General features: G+C 63.1%; 19 protein-coding genes. 8 read left to right on the top strand and 11 right to left on the bottom strand.

Translation table 11 applies throughout. The features are described from left to right. Window positions 1–15 precede the first annotated feature (15 nt). From KUF59_RS35900 to KUF59_RS35880, 5 genes are all read left to right on the top strand, one after another. Complete coding sequence (locus KUF59_RS35900) at window positions 16–732, top strand: HAD family hydrolase (protein ID WP_212461396.1); 717 nt, start codon at window positions 16–18, stop codon at window positions 730–732. A 15-nt stretch (window positions 733–747) separates the two neighbouring features. Beyond that, complete coding sequence (locus tag KUF59_RS35895) at window positions 748–2,055, top strand: NAD(P)/FAD-dependent oxidoreductase (RefSeq protein WP_249140655.1); 1,308 nt, start codon at window positions 748–750, stop codon at window positions 2,053–2,055. A gap of 29 nt (window positions 2,056–2,084) precedes the next feature. Continuing rightward, window positions 2,085–3,146 (top strand): ABC transporter substrate-binding protein, encoded by a 1,062-nt coding sequence (locus KUF59_RS35890; RefSeq protein WP_212461394.1) that lies wholly within the window; start codon window positions 2,085–2,087, stop codon window positions 3,144–3,146. Window positions 3,147–3,214: 68 nt separating this feature from the next. After that, a complete protein-coding gene (locus KUF59_RS35885) occupies window positions 3,215–4,027 on the top strand; it encodes an ABC transporter permease (RefSeq protein WP_212461442.1) in 813 nt (270 codons plus the stop codon). Next, window positions 4,024–4,809 (top strand): ABC transporter permease, encoded by a 786-nt coding sequence (locus KUF59_RS35880; RefSeq protein ID WP_212461393.1) that lies wholly within the window; start codon window positions 4,024–4,026, stop codon window positions 4,807–4,809. The genes KUF59_RS35885 and KUF59_RS35880 overlap by 4 nt, the downstream gene beginning before the upstream one ends. 96 nt (window positions 4,810–4,905) lie before the next feature. On the opposite strand, the gene KUF59_RS35875 is transcribed toward KUF59_RS35880, so the two are convergent. From KUF59_RS35875 to dctP, 5 genes are read right to left on the bottom strand one after another with little or no spacing between them, the layout of a single operon-like run. Further along, a complete protein-coding gene (locus tag KUF59_RS35875; RefSeq protein ID WP_212461392.1) occupies window positions 4,906–6,429 on the bottom strand; it encodes a malonate--CoA ligase in 1,524 nt (507 codons plus the stop codon). Then, on the bottom strand, window positions 6,426–7,835 hold the full coding sequence (locus KUF59_RS35870) for a malonyl-CoA decarboxylase (RefSeq protein ID WP_258767824.1): 1,410 nt from the start codon (window positions 7,833–7,835) through the stop codon (window positions 6,426–6,428). Before KUF59_RS35870 ends, KUF59_RS35875 begins: the two co-directional genes overlap by 4 nt. A gap of 17 nt (window positions 7,836–7,852) precedes the next feature. Then, a complete protein-coding gene (locus KUF59_RS35865) occupies window positions 7,853–9,208 on the bottom strand; it encodes a TRAP transporter large permease (RefSeq protein ID WP_212461390.1) in 1,356 nt (451 codons plus the stop codon). Further along, a complete protein-coding gene (locus KUF59_RS35860) occupies window positions 9,205–9,762 on the bottom strand; it encodes a TRAP transporter small permease (RefSeq protein WP_212461389.1) in 558 nt (185 codons plus the stop codon). Before KUF59_RS35860 ends, KUF59_RS35865 begins: the two co-directional genes overlap by 4 nt. Next, complete coding sequence (dctP, locus tag KUF59_RS35855) at window positions 9,759–10,778, bottom strand: TRAP transporter substrate-binding protein DctP (RefSeq protein ID WP_212461388.1); 1,020 nt, start codon at window positions 10,776–10,778, stop codon at window positions 9,759–9,761. Before dctP ends, KUF59_RS35860 begins: the two co-directional genes overlap by 4 nt. A gap of 122 nt (window positions 10,779–10,900) precedes the next feature. On the opposite strand from dctP, the gene KUF59_RS35850 reads away from it, so the two are divergent. Next, complete coding sequence (locus tag KUF59_RS35850; RefSeq protein ID WP_212461441.1) at window positions 10,901–11,584, top strand: GntR family transcriptional regulator; 684 nt, start codon at window positions 10,901–10,903, stop codon at window positions 11,582–11,584. A gap of 17 nt (window positions 11,585–11,601) precedes the next feature. On the opposite strand, the gene KUF59_RS35845 is transcribed toward KUF59_RS35850, so the two are convergent. From KUF59_RS35845 to KUF59_RS35830, 4 genes are all read right to left on the bottom strand, one after another. Beyond that, window positions 11,602–12,564 carry a Bug family tripartite tricarboxylate transporter substrate binding protein gene (locus KUF59_RS35845; RefSeq protein ID WP_212461387.1) on the bottom strand — a complete coding sequence of 321 codons (963 nt, stop codon included), beginning with the start codon at window positions 12,562–12,564 and terminating at the stop codon, window positions 11,602–11,604. A 102-nt stretch (window positions 12,565–12,666) separates the two neighbouring features. Continuing rightward, window positions 12,667–13,446 (bottom strand): alpha/beta fold hydrolase, encoded by a 780-nt coding sequence (locus KUF59_RS35840; protein ID WP_258767823.1) that lies wholly within the window; start codon window positions 13,444–13,446, stop codon window positions 12,667–12,669. Between the two features lie 39 nt (window positions 13,447–13,485). Continuing rightward, the gene (locus KUF59_RS35835) at window positions 13,486–14,100 is read right to left on the bottom strand and encodes an NADPH-dependent FMN reductase (RefSeq protein ID WP_212461386.1); all 615 of its coding nucleotides are present in this window, start codon (window positions 14,098–14,100) and stop codon (window positions 13,486–13,488) included. Between the two features lie 121 nt (window positions 14,101–14,221). Continuing rightward, window positions 14,222–15,262, bottom strand: coding sequence for an LLM class flavin-dependent oxidoreductase (locus tag KUF59_RS35830; RefSeq protein ID WP_212461385.1), 1,041 nt, complete (start codon window positions 15,260–15,262; stop codon window positions 14,222–14,224). A gap of 136 nt (window positions 15,263–15,398) precedes the next feature. On the opposite strand from KUF59_RS35830, the gene KUF59_RS35825 reads away from it, so the two are divergent. Both KUF59_RS35825 and KUF59_RS35820 read left to right on the top strand, forming a co-directional pair. Next, entirely contained in the window at window positions 15,399–16,337 is a 939-nt protein-coding gene (locus KUF59_RS35825) for a LysR family transcriptional regulator (RefSeq protein WP_212461384.1), read from the top strand. Window positions 16,338–16,427: 90 nt separating this feature from the next. After that, window positions 16,428–17,198, top strand: coding sequence for an SDR family NAD(P)-dependent oxidoreductase (locus KUF59_RS35820; RefSeq protein WP_212461383.1), 771 nt, complete (start codon window positions 16,428–16,430; stop codon window positions 17,196–17,198). 128 nt (window positions 17,199–17,326) lie between these two features. On the opposite strand, the gene KUF59_RS35815 is transcribed toward KUF59_RS35820, so the two are convergent. Together KUF59_RS35815 and KUF59_RS35810 are read right to left on the bottom strand one after the other, a co-directional pair. Next, complete coding sequence (locus KUF59_RS35815) at window positions 17,327–17,857, bottom strand: hypothetical protein (RefSeq protein WP_212461382.1); 531 nt, start codon at window positions 17,855–17,857, stop codon at window positions 17,327–17,329. A gap of 13 nt (window positions 17,858–17,870) precedes the next feature. Then, on the bottom strand, window positions 17,871–19,181 hold the full coding sequence (locus KUF59_RS35810) for a hypothetical protein (RefSeq protein WP_212461381.1): 1,311 nt from the start codon (window positions 19,179–19,181) through the stop codon (window positions 17,871–17,873). Window positions 19,182–19,189: the final 8 nt, after the last annotated feature.

Here is a 19,189-nt window from a genome sequence, read left to right as displayed (position 1 = left end):
GAGAAGAAGCTCCCAATGCCGTCCTCATCCTCGTTCAGCAATTTCAAGGTCCTTACCTTCGACGTCGTCGGCACCTTGATCGATTTCGAGACCGGCGTGCTCAACGCGGTGCGCAAGATTTCGGGCAAGACGCCAGCCGAGCTCTCAGACGACCAGATTTTTGTCCATTACAAGCGCGGCCGCGATCTGCATCCAGAACGGTCGAGCGAGGTGATGTTCCACGTCTACCGCCATCTCGCAAAGGAGCTTAAGCTTCCCTCCGACGATGCCTCCTGCGACGTGTTCCAGCTCGCAGTGCTGCGCTGGGCGCCGTTCGCCGACTCCGTCGAGGCCTTGAAGCGCCTGCGCACCAAATTCCGCCTGGTGGCGATGACCAATGCCGACCGCGTCGCGCTGTCCTGCTACGCGCATGCGCTCGGCAATCCCTTCGACGACACGGTCTGCGCCGACGACACAGGCGTTGCAAAGCCTGATCCGGAATTTTTCGCCTACAACAAGGGGCGGCAGTCCGCCTTCGGCTACAAGCAGTCCGACATCCTGCACGTCGCGCAGAGCCAGTATCACGACATCGGGATCGCGCGAAAACTCGGCTACAAGGTCTGCTGGATCGAGCGGCGCCAGGGCATGCCTGGTTTCGGCGGTACGCCCGAAGTGCCGAACCTGACCAAGCCCGACTTCCACTTTTCGACCATGAAAGCCTTTGCGGACGCGGCGATCGGCGCGGCGGCATAAGGCATGGATGCGCGCATGACAGGGAATTGGACCTCGCTGCCATCGGCCAACTCGCTATGGGCGAGCACGGCCGATGCTGCGCGCGAATTCCCGGTCCTGACTGGGGAGACCCAGGCCGACGTCGTCATCATCGGCGCTGGCTATACCGGCCTGTCGGCAGCGCATCACATCGCGAAAAGCGGGCTTGCGCCCGTCGTGCTCGAGGCCAACAGGCCCGGCTGGGGCGCGAGCGGCCGCAATGGTGGAGTGATCACCGCAAAATTCCGCCTGTCGTTCCGCGAGATCGATGCCGCGCATGGCCGCGCCATGGCACGGCGCATGTACGAGATCGCGCACGAATCGACCGATATCGTCGAGGAGCTCGTCTCCGAGTTCGGCATCGCCAGCGCCGCGCTGACGCGCACCGGCCAGGTCAAGGCCGCGCACAACGAGACGACGCTGAAGGCGGCGATCGACGAGGCCGACTGGATGAAACGCGAGATGGGGGATGCGGAGGTCCGCATTCTCGACGCCAAGGGTGTGCGCGATGAAACCGGCTCAGACGTCTTCGTCGGCGGCGTGCTCAATCCGGGCTCCGGCGGCATCCATCCGCTCAACTATGTGCGCGGCCTTGCCGACGGCGTGGCGCGTCGTGGTGTCGCGATCTACCAGGACACCCCGGTCGTGAAGCTGCGGCGGGAGCAGGGCGGAATCGTCGCGGAGACGCCGAAGGGCACGGTACGCGCCAAACAGGCGATCATCGCGACCAACAGCTATTCGGACCTGACGGGCGCGACCGCCCATATGCAGCACACGCTGATCCCGTTCCGCAGCGCCATCATCGCGACCGAAAAACTGCCGCGCAATCTCGCGGGACGGCTGATGCCGACGGGACGGACCTACACCGAGACCAAGCGCATGATGCGTTGGTTCCGCATGGTGGACAACCGCGTGGTTTTCGGCGGCCGCGGCGCCTTCGGCAAGCAGGACTCCGAATCCGCCTTTGACGCGCTGCGTAAGGCCATGGTCGGCATCTTCCCCGATCTCGCCGACCTGCCGCTCGCGTTCAAATGGTCGGGCCTCGTCGGCATGACACTGGACTCGGTGCCGCATATCGGCCGGCTCGACGACCGGACGCTGTTCGCGATGGGCTACAACGGCGCCGGCGTCGCGATGTCGAGCCTGATGGGCCGTTACCTCGCGGCCTTCGTCCGCGGCGAGACGCCTGAGGTCGGCCTGCTCGATGCAAGCCGGCTCAAGACAATTCCGTTCTATCCGTTGCGCGAGCCCGCCGTGCGCATGGTCGCCGGCTGGTACCAGTTTATGGACGCGATCGGACGATGACATCTCAATTGGCTGGAGAGGAGGATCGAATGAAAAAGGTATCGGGCTTGAAATACGGCTATCTGTTGCTTGGCGCGTCGATCGCGGCGATGGGGTTCGGCAACGTCGCGGCACAGGCCGCGGAGCAAATCACTTTCGTCTCGCAGGGCGGTGCCTATCAGCAGGCGCAGATGGTGGCGATCCTCGATCCCTCAGCCAAGAAGCTCGGCATCACCGTCAACCAGGATTCGATCCCCGACGCCTGGCCAGCGATCAAGACGCAGGTCGGCAGCGGCAAGCCGATCTGGGACGTCGTGGACACCCCGACCGGCAACTGCCTGCGCGGCGGCGAGCAGGGGCTGATGGAGAAGCTCGACTTCTCGAAGATTCCAAATGGCGCCGCGATGCCGGAGGCCTATCGCAGTCCCTATTCGGTGTCCTACGAGTTCTATTCCAGCGTGCTGTCCTACAGCCAGAAGACTTTCCCGAAGGACGCGCCGAACAGCTGGGCCGATTTCTGGGACGTGAAGAAGTTTCCCGGCCGCCGCGCGCTGCGCAACCACCCCTTCGCGACGCTCGAAGCGGCACTGATGGCCGACGGCGTCGCGCCGGACAAGCTCTACCCGCTCGACGTCGATCGCGCCTTCAAGAAACTTGAAGAGATCAAGCCACACATCACGGTGTGGTGGACCTCCGGCGCGCAATCGGCGCAGCTTCTCAATGACGGCGAGGTCGACATGGAGATGGCGTGGAACGGTCGCGTCAGCGCAGTCGCCAAGGAGGGCGCCAAGGTCGCCTTCACCTACAACCAGGGCATCTTGCAGAGCACCTCGCTCTGCATCCTCAAGGGCGCGCCGAACCTCGACACCGCCGTCAAATTCCTCAACGAGGCCGTCGACCCCGTGCATCAGGCCAATCTGCCGCTCCACATCGACTACGGTCCCGGCAACCCGAAGGCGTTCGAGACCAGCGTGATCAAGCCGGAGCGTGCCGCGCAACTGCCGAGCGAGCCGGCGAACGCGGCGAAGCAGGCGCTGATGTCCTACGCCTGGTGGTCTTCGCCGCAGGGCGAAGCGGCCGAGAAGCGCTGGGCGGCGTTCATGCAGAAGTAAGCGAGGCAGCGTTGGCGACACCGACACCAGATCCCTCCCTGCGCCATCAGCGTCGTGAAGACGGCCTGATGCTGGCGCTGGTGTCGCCGGCATTGCTGGTGATCTTGGCTCTGATCGTGCTGCCCGTCGGCTGGCTCGCCTGGCAGTCGATCTATCACGACGGTTTTACGCTGGAGAACTACCGCCGCATCGTGACCGAAAGCATCTACTGGCGCAGCTTTGCGTTGACCTTCGAGATCAGCCTTCTGGTTACGGTGCTGGCGCTGCTACTTGGCTATCCCGTCGCTTATCTCGCCAACGCCGTGCCGCGCGGGTGGAGCGTCCTCATCCTCGCGCTGGTCGTGCTGCCGTTCTGGACCAGCGTACTGGTCCGCGCCTATGCCTGGCTGGCGCTGTTGCAGCGGACCGGCGTCATCAACCAGTTTTTGCGCTATCTCGACGTGATCGGCGAACCGCTCGCGCTCGTGCACAACACGTTTGGCACGGTGGTCGCGACCGTGCATATCCTGCTGCCGTTCATGGTGCTGCCGCTCTATGCCACCATGCAGAAGATCCCGGGCGACCTGATGCACGCCGGTGCCAGTCTCGGCGCTGGCCCTGCGCACGCCTTTGTCCGCATCTTCCTGCCGCTGTCGCTGCCCGGCGTGCTCGCCGGCTGCACCATGGTGTTCGTACTCTGCCTCGGCTTCTATATCACGCCCGAACTGCTCGGCGGCGGCCGCACCGTGATGGTGTCGATGCTGGTGAGCCGCAATGTCGAGCTCTACAACCAGTTCGGTGCGGCAAGTGCGGTGGCCGTGGTGTTGCTCCTCAGCGTGCTCCTGATCTTCTTCGTGGTCAGCCGCTTCATCTCGCTCGATCGCGTGTTGGGGCAGAAATGAGAACGATCTCGCCCGGACGGATTGCCCTGATCGCGGTTTGCGCGCTGGTGCTGGTGTTTCTGATCCTGCCGGTGCTGATCATCGCGCCGATCTCGTTCTCCAGCGCGCGGTTTTTGACCTTCCCGCCGCCGTCGCTGTCGCTGCGCTGGTATCAGCAGTATTTCTCGAATCCCGCCTGGATGCAGGCGACGCGGGTGACGCTCACGGTCGCCTTCTTTACCGTGGCGATCGCGACGCCGCTCGGCGTTGCCGCCGCCTATGCGATCAGCCAGTCGAAGCTGCGCATCATGCGTCTGATCCACATGACGCTGTTGCTGCCGCTGGTGGTGCCCATCATCATCACGGCAGTCGGCATCTTCTTCGTCTATGTCAGGGTCGGCCTCGTCGCCACGATGCCCGGTCTGGTGCTGGCTAACGTGATGCTGGGGCTGCCTTACGTGGTGATCTCGGTGCTGGCGGGCCTACAGAGTTTTGACCCGACGCAGGAGATGGTGGCCCGCAGTCTGGGCATGAACCGCCTGCGCAGCTTCTTTGCGGTGACGCTGCCGCAGATCAAGTCCAGCGTGGTCGCCGGCGGCATCTTTGCCTTCATCTCCGCGATGGACGAGACGATCATCGCACTGTTCATCTCCGGCGGTCAGTACCAGCCGCTGACCAAGCGGATGTTCACGGCGCTGCGCGACGAGATCGATCCGACGATCGCCGCCATCTCGACGTTGATGACAGCGGCCTCATTCATGCTGGTGCTGGTGGCGAGCGCGCGGCAGCCGAAAAAAGCATAAGGAGCTGTGGCGTTCACGGCTTGCGGCGCAGCGCGCGTAGCCCTGTCTCGCGATGTGAGAGGTGCTCCCGCATTTTCTGCGTCAAACGCCTCTCAATCAGCCGACCTTGGCCGAATAAACGTCGGCGAAGCGCTCCCGCAGCAGGTTCTTTTGCACCTTGCCCATTGCGTTGCGCGGCAATGCGTCCACAAAGATGATGCGCTTGGGCTGCTTGAATTTGGCCAGTCGTCCCGACAGCGCCTCCAGGATGGCGCGTTCGTCCACCTTGGAGTCGGCCGACCGGACGACGGCAGCGGTGACGCCTTCGCCGAAGTCGGCATGGGGCACGCCGACAACCGCGCTCTCGGACACGCCAGGAATGGCGTCGATCTCTGTCTCGATCTCCTTCGGGTAGACGTTGAAGCCCCCGGTGATGATGAGGTCCTTGCCGCGGCCGACAATGTACAGATAACCGCGCGTGTCGAGCTTGCCGAGGTCGCCCGTGATGAAGAAGCCGTCGGCGCGAAATTCGGTCGCTGTTTTATCGGGCATGTTCCAGTAGCCCGCAAACACATTTGGTCCCTTCACTTCGATCATGCCGACCTCGTCGGTTGCCAACGCGGCGCCGCTTTCGGGATCGGTGATGCGAACCTCGACCGCGGGCAGCGGGCGCCCCACGGAGCCTGGAATGCGCGCGCCGTCATATGGATTGGAGGCGATCATGCCGGTCTCGGTCATGCCGTAGCGCTCGAGGATCTCGTGGCCCGTTTTCTTTTTCCAGTCACGGTGCGTCTCGGCCAGAAGCGGCGCAGAACCGGCGACGAACAGTCTCATGCCCGCGGTCGTGGCTTCGTTCAAATTCGCGCTCTGGAGCAGGCGAACATAGAAGGTCGGCACGCCCATCAGAACGGTCGACCGCGCCATCGCAGCCAAAATTCGCTCCGCGTCGAACTTCTGCATGAACAGGATGCGGGCGCGTGCGGCAAACGTCACATTGCCGGCCACGAACAGGCCGTGGATGTGATAGATCGGCAGGGCGTGGATGAGAACGTCCCGGTGCGAGTAGCGCCATTGCTCGACCAGCGTCAGCGCGTTCGAAACCAGATTGCCATGGGTCAGCATGGCTCCCTTCGAGCGTCCCGTGGTGCCTGACGTGTAGAGAATCGCCGCTAGATCGTCCTTCTCCCTGGCCACGGTATCGAAGCCTGCGGGGAAGGTCGCGGCTGCTTCGACGAGCGAGCCCTGACCCTGCTCGTTGAGCGTCTCGACCCGCCCGCCAGTCTTTGCGGTCATGGCGCGCAGATCAGCTTCCTCCCTCGGATCGCACACGATCAATGTCGGCTGCGCGTCGCGGATGAAGTATTCGGTCTCGGCCGCCGTATAGGCCGTGTTGAGCGGCAGATAGACCGCTCCGGCGCGGAGCGTCGCAAGATAGAGCGCAATGGCCTCGACGGACTTCTCGACCTTCGCGGCGACACGATGGTTCGGGCCGATGCCGTTCTTCGCAAGGAAATTCGCGAGCCTGCCGCTGAGGGCGGCGAGTTCGGCGTAGCTCAAGGTGGCGCCGTTTTCCTTCTCGATGCAGACGGACCGGTCGGAATCCGCAGAGGCAAGCAGGCGGTCGTACAGGTTCCAGGTCATGACGATGTCTTCCGTTGGGAATTGGTTTGGGGGCTCGGAACGAGGTCGCGCGACGACAGTTTGGCGCGCAGCGCCTTCTTCACCTTGTCCGAGGCGACGACGGTGCCGTGCTCGGCAAAGGCTTCGTGGTGGGTCTCGATGTGATCGAGCGCGTAGAGGTAATTGACCATCAGGCCGTAGGATTGCTTCATGCCCTTAGGCGAAGCATCGCCGAGGAAGTTCAGCCGCTCCAGGCGGGCACCGTTGCCGAGATGGAAGCGGGCGACCGGATCGACCGGCTTGCCCGATGGAAGTTTTGCTTTCAGGAAGTAATAGGCGGCAAGCGACGTGATGGCTTCCTTGGCCTGCGCGATGTCGCCGCCATCATCGACTGCGGCCAACGCGCGCCTGGTCTCCTCATCGATCGCGGTTGAGGCTTCGGCCTTCAGCTCGCGCCGCACCCAGCCGGCGAAGCCGGGCACCGGGGAAAGCGTGACAAAAGTCTTCAGGTTTGGCAGCTCGCGAGCGAGGTCCTGCACCACCTGCTTGATCAGGAAGTTGCCGAAGGTGACGCCTGCCAGGCCCTTCTGTGTGTTCGAGATCGAATAGAACACGGCGGTGGTGGCGTCACGCGCGTCGATCGCCTGGCGCGACTTGTCCAGCAGCGGACCGATCGCGGCGGGAATCTCCTTCGTGAGCGCCACCTCGACGAAGATCAGCGGCTCGTCGATGAGCTGCGGATGGAAGAAGGCGTAGCAGCGGCGATCCGGCGGCTCGAGCCGGTTACGAAGATCGTCCCAGTCCTGGATGGCGTGGACCGCCTCGTACCTGATGATCTTCTCGAGGATATTGGCGGACGTGTTCCAGTCGATTGGACGCAGCACGAGGAAACCCCGGTTGAACCAGGAGGAGAACAGATGGACGAAATCGTCGTCGACCGGCTGGAGCTCGGGATGCTCACGCAGGAGGGAGAGCAGCACTTCCCGCATGCGCACCAGGGACGACGTCCCGCCCGGCGACAGATTGAGGAGCCGGACGAGCTCCTGCCGGCGCGGCTCCGCCGCGGCGTGGAGCGCCGCGAGCCTGGTGCCGTCGCCGCCCTCCTTGCGCTGGTAGGCGGCGATCGCAAGCTCGATCGCGCGGCGATCCGGTCCGAACCGGTCGGCGAGCGAGGCGAGGAATTTCAGTTGCTCCGGCTCGGCGGCCCGTTCGAAGGCCGCAAGCAGCGACTGCGCGATCGCAACGCCGGACGCTTCGCCGCGACGAGACAGCAGCGCCTCGCCCAGGACTTCGAGATCGCGATCCTCGCCCGCATCGCGCTCGGCTTTCATGCCGAGGACTGCGCGGCCGCGCTGCGTCAGCGTGTCGATGAGCCCTTGCAGGAATTCGGGCGCCATGATGCGTCCGGACCTTGTGTCGTTCAGCATGGTTCATGTCTCCGCATTTATCGGGAAGGGGGACCCATCACCAGGTTGGGCAACCAGGTGGAGATCGACGGCACCAGGCACAGAAGGACGACCGCGAACGCCATCAACAGAACGAAGGGCAGCGTCCCCCAGATGACGTCCCGCAGGGGGATGTCGGGCGCGATATTCCTGATAACGAAGATGTTGAGACCGACCGGCGGATGAATGAGGCCCATCTCCATCACGATGGTCATCACCACACCGAACCAGATCAGGTCGAATCCTGCGTCCTTGAGCGGCGGCAGGATGATCGGCGCGGTCATCAGGATGATGGAGACCGGCGGCAGGAAGAAGCCGAGCACCACCACCAGCACGAGGATCGCGCCCAGCAGCACCCATCGCGAGAGGTGCATTGCGACGATGGCTTGGGCCGCGCCTTGGCTGATGTGGAGATAGCTCATCACGTAGGAGTAGAGCAGCGACATGCCGATGATCAGCATCAGCATGGTCGATTCCTTCAGCGTCGATTCCAGGATCGGCCCGAGATCCCTGGGGCGCCACACGCCGTAGATCGAGGCGATCAGGACCAGCGCCAGGATGCCGCCGAGGCCTGCGGTTTCCGAAGGCGTGGCATAGCCGCCATAGAGTGCGACCATCACGCCGCTGAGCAGCACCACGAAGGGAAGGACGCGCGGCAGCGCGCCGAACCGCATCGCCATGGTGAAACGCTCGTTCGACAGGATCGGATGCTGCGTGGGGTCGGCCGCATAGGCCCGCTGTGCCGCGGCGTATTCGGTCCTGAACCGCAGCACCGCATAGGTCGCAAACAGCACCACCAGCAGAAGGCCCGGGCCGATGCCGGCAAGGAACAGACGTCCGAGCGATTGCTCCGCCGCGACCGCATACAGGATCATGGTGATCGACGGCGGCAGCAGGATGCCCAGCGTGCCGCCGGCTGCGATCACGCCGGCGGCAAAGCCGCCGGAATAACCGCGCTTGCGCATCTCGGGAATGCCGGCCGAACCGATCGCGGAGCAGGTCGCGGGAGATGATCCGGCCATCGCGGCAAACATCGCGCAGGCAAACACATTGGCGATGCCGAGCCCGCCCGGGATGCGTCCCATCCAGACATGCAGCGCACTGTAGAGGTCCTGTCCCGCCTTCGATTTGCCGATTGCGGCGCCCTTGAGGATGAAGAGCGGGATCGCCAGCAGCGTGATCGAGGCCATTTCCTCGTAGACGTTCTGCGTCACCGTATCGAGCGATGCGGCGGGCATGAAGAAGTACATGAAGATGACGGCGACGGCGCCGAGCGCCAGCGCAATCGGCATGCCCGAGGCCATGACGGCGAGCGTTGCTCCGCCATACATCAGTCCGACGGCAAACGTGCTCATCTGTTCCTCCATCCGTCGACGCTCGAGGCGAGCTGAAGCGCGATCTGCAGCGTCAGCAACGTCATGCCAAGCGCCATCATGCTGTAGGGAATCCACAAAGGCGGCGCCCAGGTCGATCCGGACACTTGTCCGTCGACCCACGCCTCGTGCAGCAGCGTCCAGGATTTCCAGGCGAAGAAGCAGCAGAACAGCAGGCTTGCCGCGTCCACCACCAGGGTGCGCATCGCATTGCCGCGTTTCGACAGATAGCCGGTGAGCGCCTCGATGCCGATATGGCCGCGGCCCGCCTGCACGAAGGCGGTGGACAGGAACGTCGAGCCGACCAGCAGGAAGACGGCTGCTTCGTCCTGCCAATAGGTTGCGGCGTTGAAGAAGTAACGCGCCGCCACGCTGTAGCTGAGGATCAGGCTCGCGGCGATGAGGGCGATCGAGCAGAGCACGACGATCGCCTTGTTGAGTGCTGCCATCGCGCGGTTGATCCGCGCGATTGGCGAGCCGGGCCGAGCTGCCGTCAGGACGACGGACTGGCCGAGATCGACGCCATGCGCGCTCATGAGCCGGCCTCCATGGCAAGCTTGATCAGGCGGGCGCAGTTCTCGTTCTTGCTGGCGTAGTCCTTCCAGGCGGTGTCGCGCGCCAGATTGCGCCATGCCCGCACCGTCTTGTCATCGAGATCGTGGACGGTGGCGCCGGCGGCCTCGTAGACCTTCGCCACGCGGACGTCATCCTGCACGGCTGCAGTGCGCCCGAACTCTTCGAGCTCGGCGCCAACCGAAACGATGATGTCGCGTTCCTCGTTCGAGAGCCGGTCGAACACGGCCTTCGACATCACGAGCGGCTCGAGCATGAACCAGTAGCTCTTCGCCCGGCCGGTCGTGAGATGCTTGGCGAGCTCTTCCAGCCGGAACGAGGTCAGGCTGGTGGACGAGGTGAGGGCGGCATCGCACGCGCCGGTCTGCATCGCCGCATAGAGTTCGTTGGACGGGAGTGACAGCACCGAGGCGCCAGCAGCCTGGAGCACGAGATCCATCTCGCGCGAACCGCCGCGGATCTTCATGCCCTTGGCATCGGCGACCTCGACGAGAGGGCGCGCGCGGCTGGCGGCACCGCCGGCCTGCCAGATCCAGGTCACGATGATGATGCCCTTGGCCGCGAGATATTTTGTGAACTCCTGGCCGATCGGCTTGTTCTTCCAGCCGAGACCTTCTTCGTAGCCGGTGACGAGACCGGGCATCAGGCCGATGTTCAGTTCGGGGAGATCTCCGCCGGCGTAGGAGATCGGAATGAGGCTCATGTCGAGCGCGCCCTTCCGCATCGCCGAAAACTGGGCGTTGGTCTTCATGAGCGACGAGCCCGGATAGATCTCGGCCGTCATCGCGCCCTTGCTGCGCTCCTGGATAAGCGACGCGAAACGCCGGCAGAGCCGGTCGCGGAAATCGCCCTCCGTCGCCGTACCCCCGGGAAACTGGTGCGAGATCTTCAGGGCTGTGGCCGCACTTGCCGGCCCGAGCCGTAGCAGCGCCGGTGCTGCGATCCCGAGGGCCAGAGCCTGACGTCGAGACATCCTCATTCCATACCTCCCGTTGCAGATTGCATTTTTAACTACATATCTTGCATACAATTACTATATAAACTGCATGCTGTATGTTCTGTCAAGCCTGTGGTATGGAACTTGAGGGACGAGTGTATACAATGAGCCAAGCCTTCAGACTGAAGCAGTCAATCGAAGACGCTGTAATTGCAGGGGAATTCCTGCCCGGCGATCGCCTGGACGAGGCGTCACTGGCGGAGCGATTCGGGGTGTCGCGGACCCCCATCCGTGAGGCGCTGCTTCAGCTCGGCGCCGAGGGCTTCATCGATGTCCGTCCGCGCCGCGGCGCGATCGTCAGCGTCCCATCACCGACCCGGCTGTTCGAGATGTTCGAGACCATGGCCGAGATCGAAAGCGCGTGCGGGCGACTTGCGGCGCGCAGGCTCATGCCGGAGAACGACGCCGCGATGGAAGCTGCGCACCGCGCGTGCGAGGTGGCCGCGCGACAAGGCGACAGCGAGCAGTACTACGCCGACAACCGCAATTTTCACGAAGCGATCTATCGCGCGAGCCGCAACAGCTTCCTCGCCGATCAGGCGTTCGCCCTGCACAAGCGGTTGAGCGCGTATCGCCGCATCCAGCTTCGCGCGCGTAACCGTCTCTTGCAATCGCTACAGGAGCACGCCGGGATTTTGGAAGCGATCCGTGCCGGCGATGAGCAGCTCGCCGCAACTCGCCTTCACGACCATGTCCTGGTGCAGGGTGAGCGGTTCTCGGACATGGTGCTTGGCCTTGCCGGGAATCAACGGTCTGACACCGCTGGCAGGATTGGAACGGCGAAATAGAGGCCACCCCTGCGGCGCTAATTGCCGGCCGTAATTCCCCGCTCCCGGATGATGGGGCCGAACCGGTCGGAATCCTTGCGAGACATTTCCCTGAACTCATCGGGAGACATCGCCGCGGGGATGCTGCCGACGGCCGTAATGCGCTCGGTGAGAGCGGCCGTCGCGAGCGCCCGGTTAATCTCGGAATTCAGGCGAGTAATGATTTCGGCCGGGGTTCCGGCGGGTGCATAGACGCCGAAGACAGCGTCCGCGTCAAAGCCCGCGAGGCCAAGCTCCTGCAACGTTGGTACGTCAGGAAGTTGCGGCGAGCGTTGCAGGCTCCCGATTGCAAGGGCTCGCAACCTGCCGGCTTTCACGTGCTCGATGGCGATACCGGGGTCGAACAGGAAATCGATCTGACCTGCAAGCAGATCGTTGAGCGCCGGTGCTGCGCCACGATAAGGCACATGCACGGCATCCGTGCCGGTCATCTTCTTGAGCATTTCCCCCGCAAGATGCGGGGAGCTGCCGATCCCTGGCGACCCGAAGTTTCGCTTTCCCGGGTTGGCCTTGAGGTCGGCGACAAAGGCCGTGAAATCCTGTGCCGGATTGTCTGCGCGAATAACGAGATAGAAGGGGACGCGCGCGACGGACGCGACGGGAACAAGATCCTTCACCGGATCGAAAGGCAGGCTGGCATAAAGATGCGGATTGATCGCGACCATGCCGCCTGACGACATGAGCAACGTGTAGCCATCGGGGCCGGATCGGGCCACCATGTCTCCGCCGATATTTCCGTTTGCCCCGCCCTTGTTTTCGACGACCACGGGTTGACCGAAGGTTTCGCCGAGGGACTGACCTATGAGGCGAGCAAGCAGGTCGGCGACCCCTCCTGGAGGAAAGTTGACGACGAGACGAATCGGATGAGCGGGCCAAGTCTGCGCGAGCGATGTCGATATAACGCCCACGACGAAAGCGAGCGCGATTGCAATGGCCCTCATGTCGGTCTCCCCAGGTTGTGTTATTGGAAGAAGGTGGTGGATTTTCGCCTCGTCCGCAGGCTCGCGTTTCCCATGTAAGAGAGCGGCTCGAGCAACTTGCGTTCAACCGTCGAGGAAATCGCCGATCGTCGTGATACAGCTCGGGTCTTCCTGCATGGCGAAGTGCCCGACACCGGGCACGATATGGACGCGTGCTTTCGGGATTTCTCTCGCCCAGAGCTCTGCCTGGCTGGCTAGTGCCACCCTGTCCCTGTCGCCCCATAAGATCAGAGTTTCGTTGGGTATCCGGCTCAGCCATCGGCGCAGATTCGGGTGTCCCACGCCGTGGGACTTCCGAATATTGCTCAGCGCCTGGCTTTCCCTTTCGCGAGCCGCAATGAACTGTTCTGGCGGAGGTGCAAGCGAGCCTCCAGGAAAGTATCGGGCTGCGACTTCCGTTCGATGAGCCAGGTATTGGGGCAAATCCTGCGGGGCGACTTTGGTGAGGTCGACGCCGCGATGATCGGGGGGATTGAGCCCGGCAGGTGCATTGAGCACCAGGCGAGCAAAACGTTCACCGGCGACGGCGGCAAGTTCCGCCGCCATCCAACCGCCCATGGAATGCCCCACGAGGTGCGGTCGATCCAGACCCAGTGCCGCGATGAGCCGCAGGTTGTGAACAATCAAATCCTGCATCCCGCAGATATGCGGCGCGGGCCCACTTTCGCCGAAGCCGGGATGAAACGGCAGATAGATCCGAAACCTGCTGGCCAAGGCTCGTGCCCATTCATGCCCCTCGATTGTTGCTGCGCCGTGCAGCGCCAGGACGGCGGGGCCCTCTCCGATGACCCTTATCACCGTGTCGACGCCGTCGATTTCGAGTCTCATCGTTTCGAATGTCACGTCAAACTCCTTGCTGATCCCGTTTGCCCGACGCTGCGACTATGGCTCGACCGTTGCGTCTGCCGGGATGGATGGTGCTCTCTGTCTGCCAAGCCCTTGCACGCGCACGAAGTCGATCACCTGGTGCCCGACCGTCTCGAGCTGACGCTGGGTTGCCATGTCGGTACAATTGCCTTCCGCGTCAAACAGGGCTGTGGACGTGTTCAACATCGCACCCAGGGGCGTGGGCCAGCCCCTGAGCGAGTGCGCAATCGTTCGCAGTGCGGCTAATGTCTGCCCCACTGCCTGCCACCCGCCAGCGCACGCGATGCAGCCCACCGGAATTCCGTCGAGGTAAGCGCGCGCATCCGCCCGGAGTTCTTCAGCGTAGTCGAGGGCGTTCTTGATCAAGCCTGATATGGAGCCGTGGTAGGCAGGCGACGAGATAATAATGCCGTGGCATTCGCGAAGCGCGGCGAGGAGACGTGAAGCCTGGTCGGATTGCTGCTGCCCGGGCATATACATCGGCAAAAGAAGTTCTGCGCCGGACAGAAGTATTGTCCTGGCGCCTTTATCCTCGGCCGCCTTGAGACTGACCGCGAGCGCGCGTTCGGATGAGGACCCGCGTCGCAGAGTGCCGCCAATTCCGACAATGAGAGGTTTATCGTGGATCATCTTCTGCTCAAGTTGTGTCTCGTGGCGACGGCTTCCTCGGGCCTGCCGGAAATGCCAGTCGAAGATGCCGGAGTATCGTCGCGTGTGAGCCGATTGATGCGTGCTCAACCGGCCGGGTCGATCAACCGATCTGCGCGCGGCGCATTTGGGGAATTACCTCCTCGCCAAAGAGGGCGAGCGATTCGCGGCGATGCGGCGACGTGCTCCTGCCCAGCATCGCGAGAAAATGGCCTGCACCGCATTTGCGGCATTGATCGATGACTTGTTCGGCCACTTGCGCCGGCGTGCCCGCGACATAGTCATCGTCGTGCAATGAAAATCCGGCCCCGGCTTTCGGTGCATCGAGCGTCGACGACGCGCGGTCAACGACGCGGGGATCGCCAGCCACAATCTTCAGAGTGGCTGCCTTCGCGGCCCGGGCTTCTTCTCGGGCCTCCGCCGCATCACGTGAAATGGAGACATTGCGCCGGATTGCGAGCTGATCGGGACCCGACGGCAGTCCAAGTCGGTTACATTCACCTCGATACACGTCGAAGATCTCCGATATGCGAGCGACGGATTCGAAGCCGGTGCAAATCTTGGATCGCCTGTGAGCTGATTTCTGTGCAGACCCGGTGCTGACGACAGTCGTCCATTTCGGCGGCGCGGGCTGCAGGAAGACACCCGGCATCAGGTTGAGGTTGTTGAGCTTCCAATTTTTTCCGCTGTGGCTGACGACGGGGTTCATCAGGGCAGCATCGAGAAATTCCAGAGCCTCGTTGAACCGTTCGCGGGCCTCCTCCATTCCCAAACCTATCCGCTGCAATTCCTGGGGCACGCCGGCTGCAAAGCCGATCTCGAGGCGTCCATTGGTCAGGTGGTCGAGCATCGTCAGTTCTTCGATGACGCGCCACGGCTCGTAGAAAGGCACGACGATTCCCATCGTTCCCAGGCGCAGCCGGGTGGTGTGTCGAGAGAGAGCTGCGATCAAGAGATTGGGGGAGGGGCTTAGTGAATGGCCGAAGTGATGCTCGCTGAAGAATATTCCTTCGAACCCCAGCCGTTCGGCTTCGAGCCAAAATGCGTAACCTTCGTTGAATGCGGTGTTCACAGTGCCGGGCAGGGCCTCCTCATCGCTCGGAGTCGGGGCCTGCATGAACTCAAAAATCCACGGCTTGATCAAGGTGTGTTTCTCCCCAGGCTTGACTGTTTCTTGATTGGCGGCCCTTTGATCGGCTCGTTCTCGATTATCCGGGTTTCCTTGAATTTGAAAAATCGATTATATTGATCCGTGATATTTACATCATGGATGTGATCCCATGCGCTTCGAAGGCTTGGACCTCAACCTCCTGATCGCTCTCGATGCGATCCTTGAAGAGCGCAGTGTCATGGGAGCCAGTCGGCGCCTTCATCTGAGCCAGCCGGCGATGAGTGCCGCCATTGGAAGATTGCGTCAGTACTTCGGCGATGAAATCTTCACGATTTCACGGCGAAAGCTCGTGCCGACGCCATTAGCGCAATCGTTGGAAAAGCCGACACGGGACATCTTGCTGCGTATCCGGGCCAATTTGATCTCGCCGCCGAAATTCGACCCGGCGAGCTCGGAACGGCGATTTCGGCTGGTCGTTTCCGATTATGCGAGCATTGTGTTGATGCATGCCGTAATGAAGCGCGTCTATCGGGATGCTCCGGGGGTTTGTCTCGAAATCCTTCCCTTTAGCGATCGGGTCGATGAACAGCTTCAGCGGGGAGAGGTCGATTTTGTCGTAGTTCCCGCTGCAAATCTCATTGACGGTCATCCCAGCCAACGTTTGTTTACGGACGAATTCTGCTGCATCGCCTGGCGAGGAAACCGGAAGATCGGCCGTTCGATCTCGCTCCGGCGCTATCTTCAGGCTGGGCATATAACGGCTCAACTCGGGCTAATGGGCGGGGCATCCTTTGATGAACGGGCGCTGGTTCAGCTCGGTTATCGACGACGTATCGAAGTCATCGCCCCGAACTTTACCGCGATGGCTGCCATGGTGATCGGGACAGACCGTATCGCAACGATGCATCATCGACTCGCTGCCATCTTTGCGAGAAACTTTCCGTTGAAGCTGCTGCGCGCCCCAGTCCGTATCCCAGCATTTCGGGAGGCTCTTCAATGGCCGGCATCGTTTCACATGGATCCGGCGCTGGCGTGGTTACGCGAGATAATAACCGACGTTGCTTCCGAGGTTGATCGAACTCCGGCAGCACAGATGAAGGTTGGGTAAAGGAGCAGTCCCAGTGCTGGCGGCGCCACATTGGTGACGAGTGGCGCGTTGCTTCGTCAGAAGCTACTATCGAGGTTGTGAGGACCAGAGATGGCGACTGTCTTGATAACCGGCAGCACGGACGGGCTGGGACGCGCGGCGGCGCAGTCACTTCTGGATGCCGGCCATCAAGTGGTGCTGCACGCCCGATCGGCGGATCGCGCCGCAACGATTGCCGGTCTCGCGTCGCGTGCCGCTGGAATCGTAGTCGGTGATCTTCGCAGCGCCGTTGAGACCATGAGCATCGCAGACCAGGTCAACGCGATCGGGAGGATGGATGCGGTCATCCACAACGCCGGCGTCTACTCGGAGCGAAGCCGCGGCTCGAGCCCAGAGGGTCACGCCGGCATCCTTGCGATAAACACTCTTGCGCCGTACATGCTGACGGCGCTCATCGAACGCCCCGGTCGACTGGTCTACCTCAGTAGCGGTCTGCACCGCGGTGGCGAGGGTTCACTGCGCGATCTTGACTGGACGAAGCGGCCCTGGGATCCGGCCCGGGCCTACGCCGAAAGCAAGCTGCACGTGGTCGCACTCGCATTCGCGCTGGCGCGACGCTGGCCGCAGGTCTTCAGCAACGCCGTCGACCCCGGTTGGGCGCGCACGAAGATGGGCGGCTCGAGCGCGCCGGTGGACATCGACACCGGGCAGCGGACCCAGACCTGGCTGGCCGTCAGCCACGATCCAGCCGCCTTGGTCACGGGTCTCTACTGGCATCACCTCCGACGGGAGCAGCCAGCGAGTGAGGCCACTGATCCCGAGTTCCAGAACCGGCTCATCGCCAGGTTGGGCGAACTGACCGGTGTTGCGCTTCCTGCGTAGGTGCAACTGCCTGTTCGAGCAAGATGGACGCACCCGCGAGCTGGTGTAGCTCCGACTTGTCGATGGCAATAACGAGCTAGTTAAGCAACGTCCGCTTGAGTCGCGAAGCAAGGTGCATGGCCCACGGCTTAGTTCATCTGCGCAAACGTCGGCCTGCTCTCTACGCTGTCGATGATGCCGGGTAGCTCTGTTGCGTCCTTCGCGATCAGGCCCGACATCCGCCAGAATAGATGCGCGAGGCGGGTGAAGGCCAACCGCTCGCGCTCCATGGGCGCGGCGTCGTCAGGCACGGTCACGGTCTCAAGCCCGACCACGCGGCGGCAGTCCGGCCAGATCGTGATCGATTGTGCGATCGCCGAGAAGCAGCGCGGATCGTCGCCGTTGTCGGGCGATGTCGGAAGACCCGGATACTGTACCGGCGCGACATGGAATTTGTAGGCGCCGTGTCCGAGCCGGAGCAGGAATTTTTCGGGAACCGCGATGTCGTTGGCAAAAGACACCAGGCGGGCCTCTTCCAAGACAGCCGGATCGATCGCGAGCAGGTCTTGCGCCGACAGTGCGGAACAGAAGACGAGGTCGGGATTGTGCTCGCGGAGCAGGGCGCCGAGTGGCGGCTGCTGTCCGGTGGTCTTTGTGAGCAGGATGATGGTCTTCAGCATCGTATGGCTCTCGTCAGGGGATGAAGTGGTGGCGAACAGGATCAGCCGCGGCGTTGGCGAAGAAATTGCGCGCGATGGTCCGTCCCGGCGTGACCTCCAGAACGCGGTAGCGCGCCAGGCGCGCGGCCTCTCGCGCTGCGCCGACATCGTCCTGCCAAGCGCAGAGCGACAGCTCGAGCCGGCCATAGCCGCCGCAATCGGCCGCAAAGGCGCTGGTCACGGCCTCCACTGTCGCGGCCACCGCACGGGCGTCATTGGCCTCGACGTCGCGCAGGATCACGGCGATGCCGTTTTCGTTGGCGGCTTCCGACGTCATGACCATGAAGGCGTCGCGCGCGCCGGTCCGACTGGCGCGGCGGGCTGTGCGGACGAGACCGGCGAAGTTCGGATCGGGGCCGAGGCTGGTCGTCGTGGTCTGCCCGCTATGCAGGATGGTGGCGCGCGCGGCGCCGAGGTCGCCGTTCATGGCGTGGTAGGAGCGCGGCAGCCACACCGTGTCGAGTGGGACTTGCGAGGAGGTGAGGCTCCAGGCCTGGTCCAGCAGATAGCCGTCCCAGATCGCCGGATAGGACGCCGCGAGATGATGCCAGCTCCGCAGCAATCGCTCGGCGCGCACGGTGCGGCCGAGATAGAGCGTGCGCGACGACATTTCCCAGCGGTTCCATTTATGGAGTGCGACGTCGCAGCCGAGCGCAGATGGCAGCAAGGGCGCCTCGCGCAAGATCGCGCCGGCCTCCACGAATAGCAGCGGTTCGCTGTAGCGCTGCCACATCCGGGCCAAAAACTCGGCCTTCTCGAAACACAGCACCTGCTCACCGAGCTCGGCCGCGATCGGCTCGATGTGCGAGTCCAGCTCCAGCTCATCGAGCGATTGCCTCAGGCCGCGGATGCCGTCCGGATCACTGCCATAGGGATAATACGAGATGATGCGTGGCCGGATCGTGGCGCCGTCGGCGCTGGCGATAAGCTTCGACCAACCGATGCCGCCCCACCACAATTCGTGCGGGCCCTCGGCGCTCGGGCTGACCGTGCCGAACTCGGTGAGCTTTGACTTGAGGAAATCGAAGCCGGGATTTTCGCCGAAGGGTATGACCACGGCACAGCCGGAATGCAGCGAACGATGGAACAGCTCGGCCGCGGCACCGCTCGGGGGCTCCGTCAGGATGACGACCCCGCCGGGGCGCAGGCCCTCATGCTGGCCGCCGACGGTTGGGGCACCGTAGCGGCGGACCAGCCAGGCGAGGCGATCGCGTTGGATACGGCCGAGCCTGATCCCCGCCGACCGCAGGAGGTTATCGAGGTTCGCGTACGTGTCGTCGGTCAATTCCCGTG

Source organism: Bradyrhizobium arachidis (assembly GCF_024758505.1).
Lineage (GTDB): Bacteria > Pseudomonadota > Alphaproteobacteria > Rhizobiales > Xanthobacteraceae > Bradyrhizobium > Bradyrhizobium manausense_C.
This window is presented reverse-complemented; position numbering and strand designations above follow the sequence as displayed.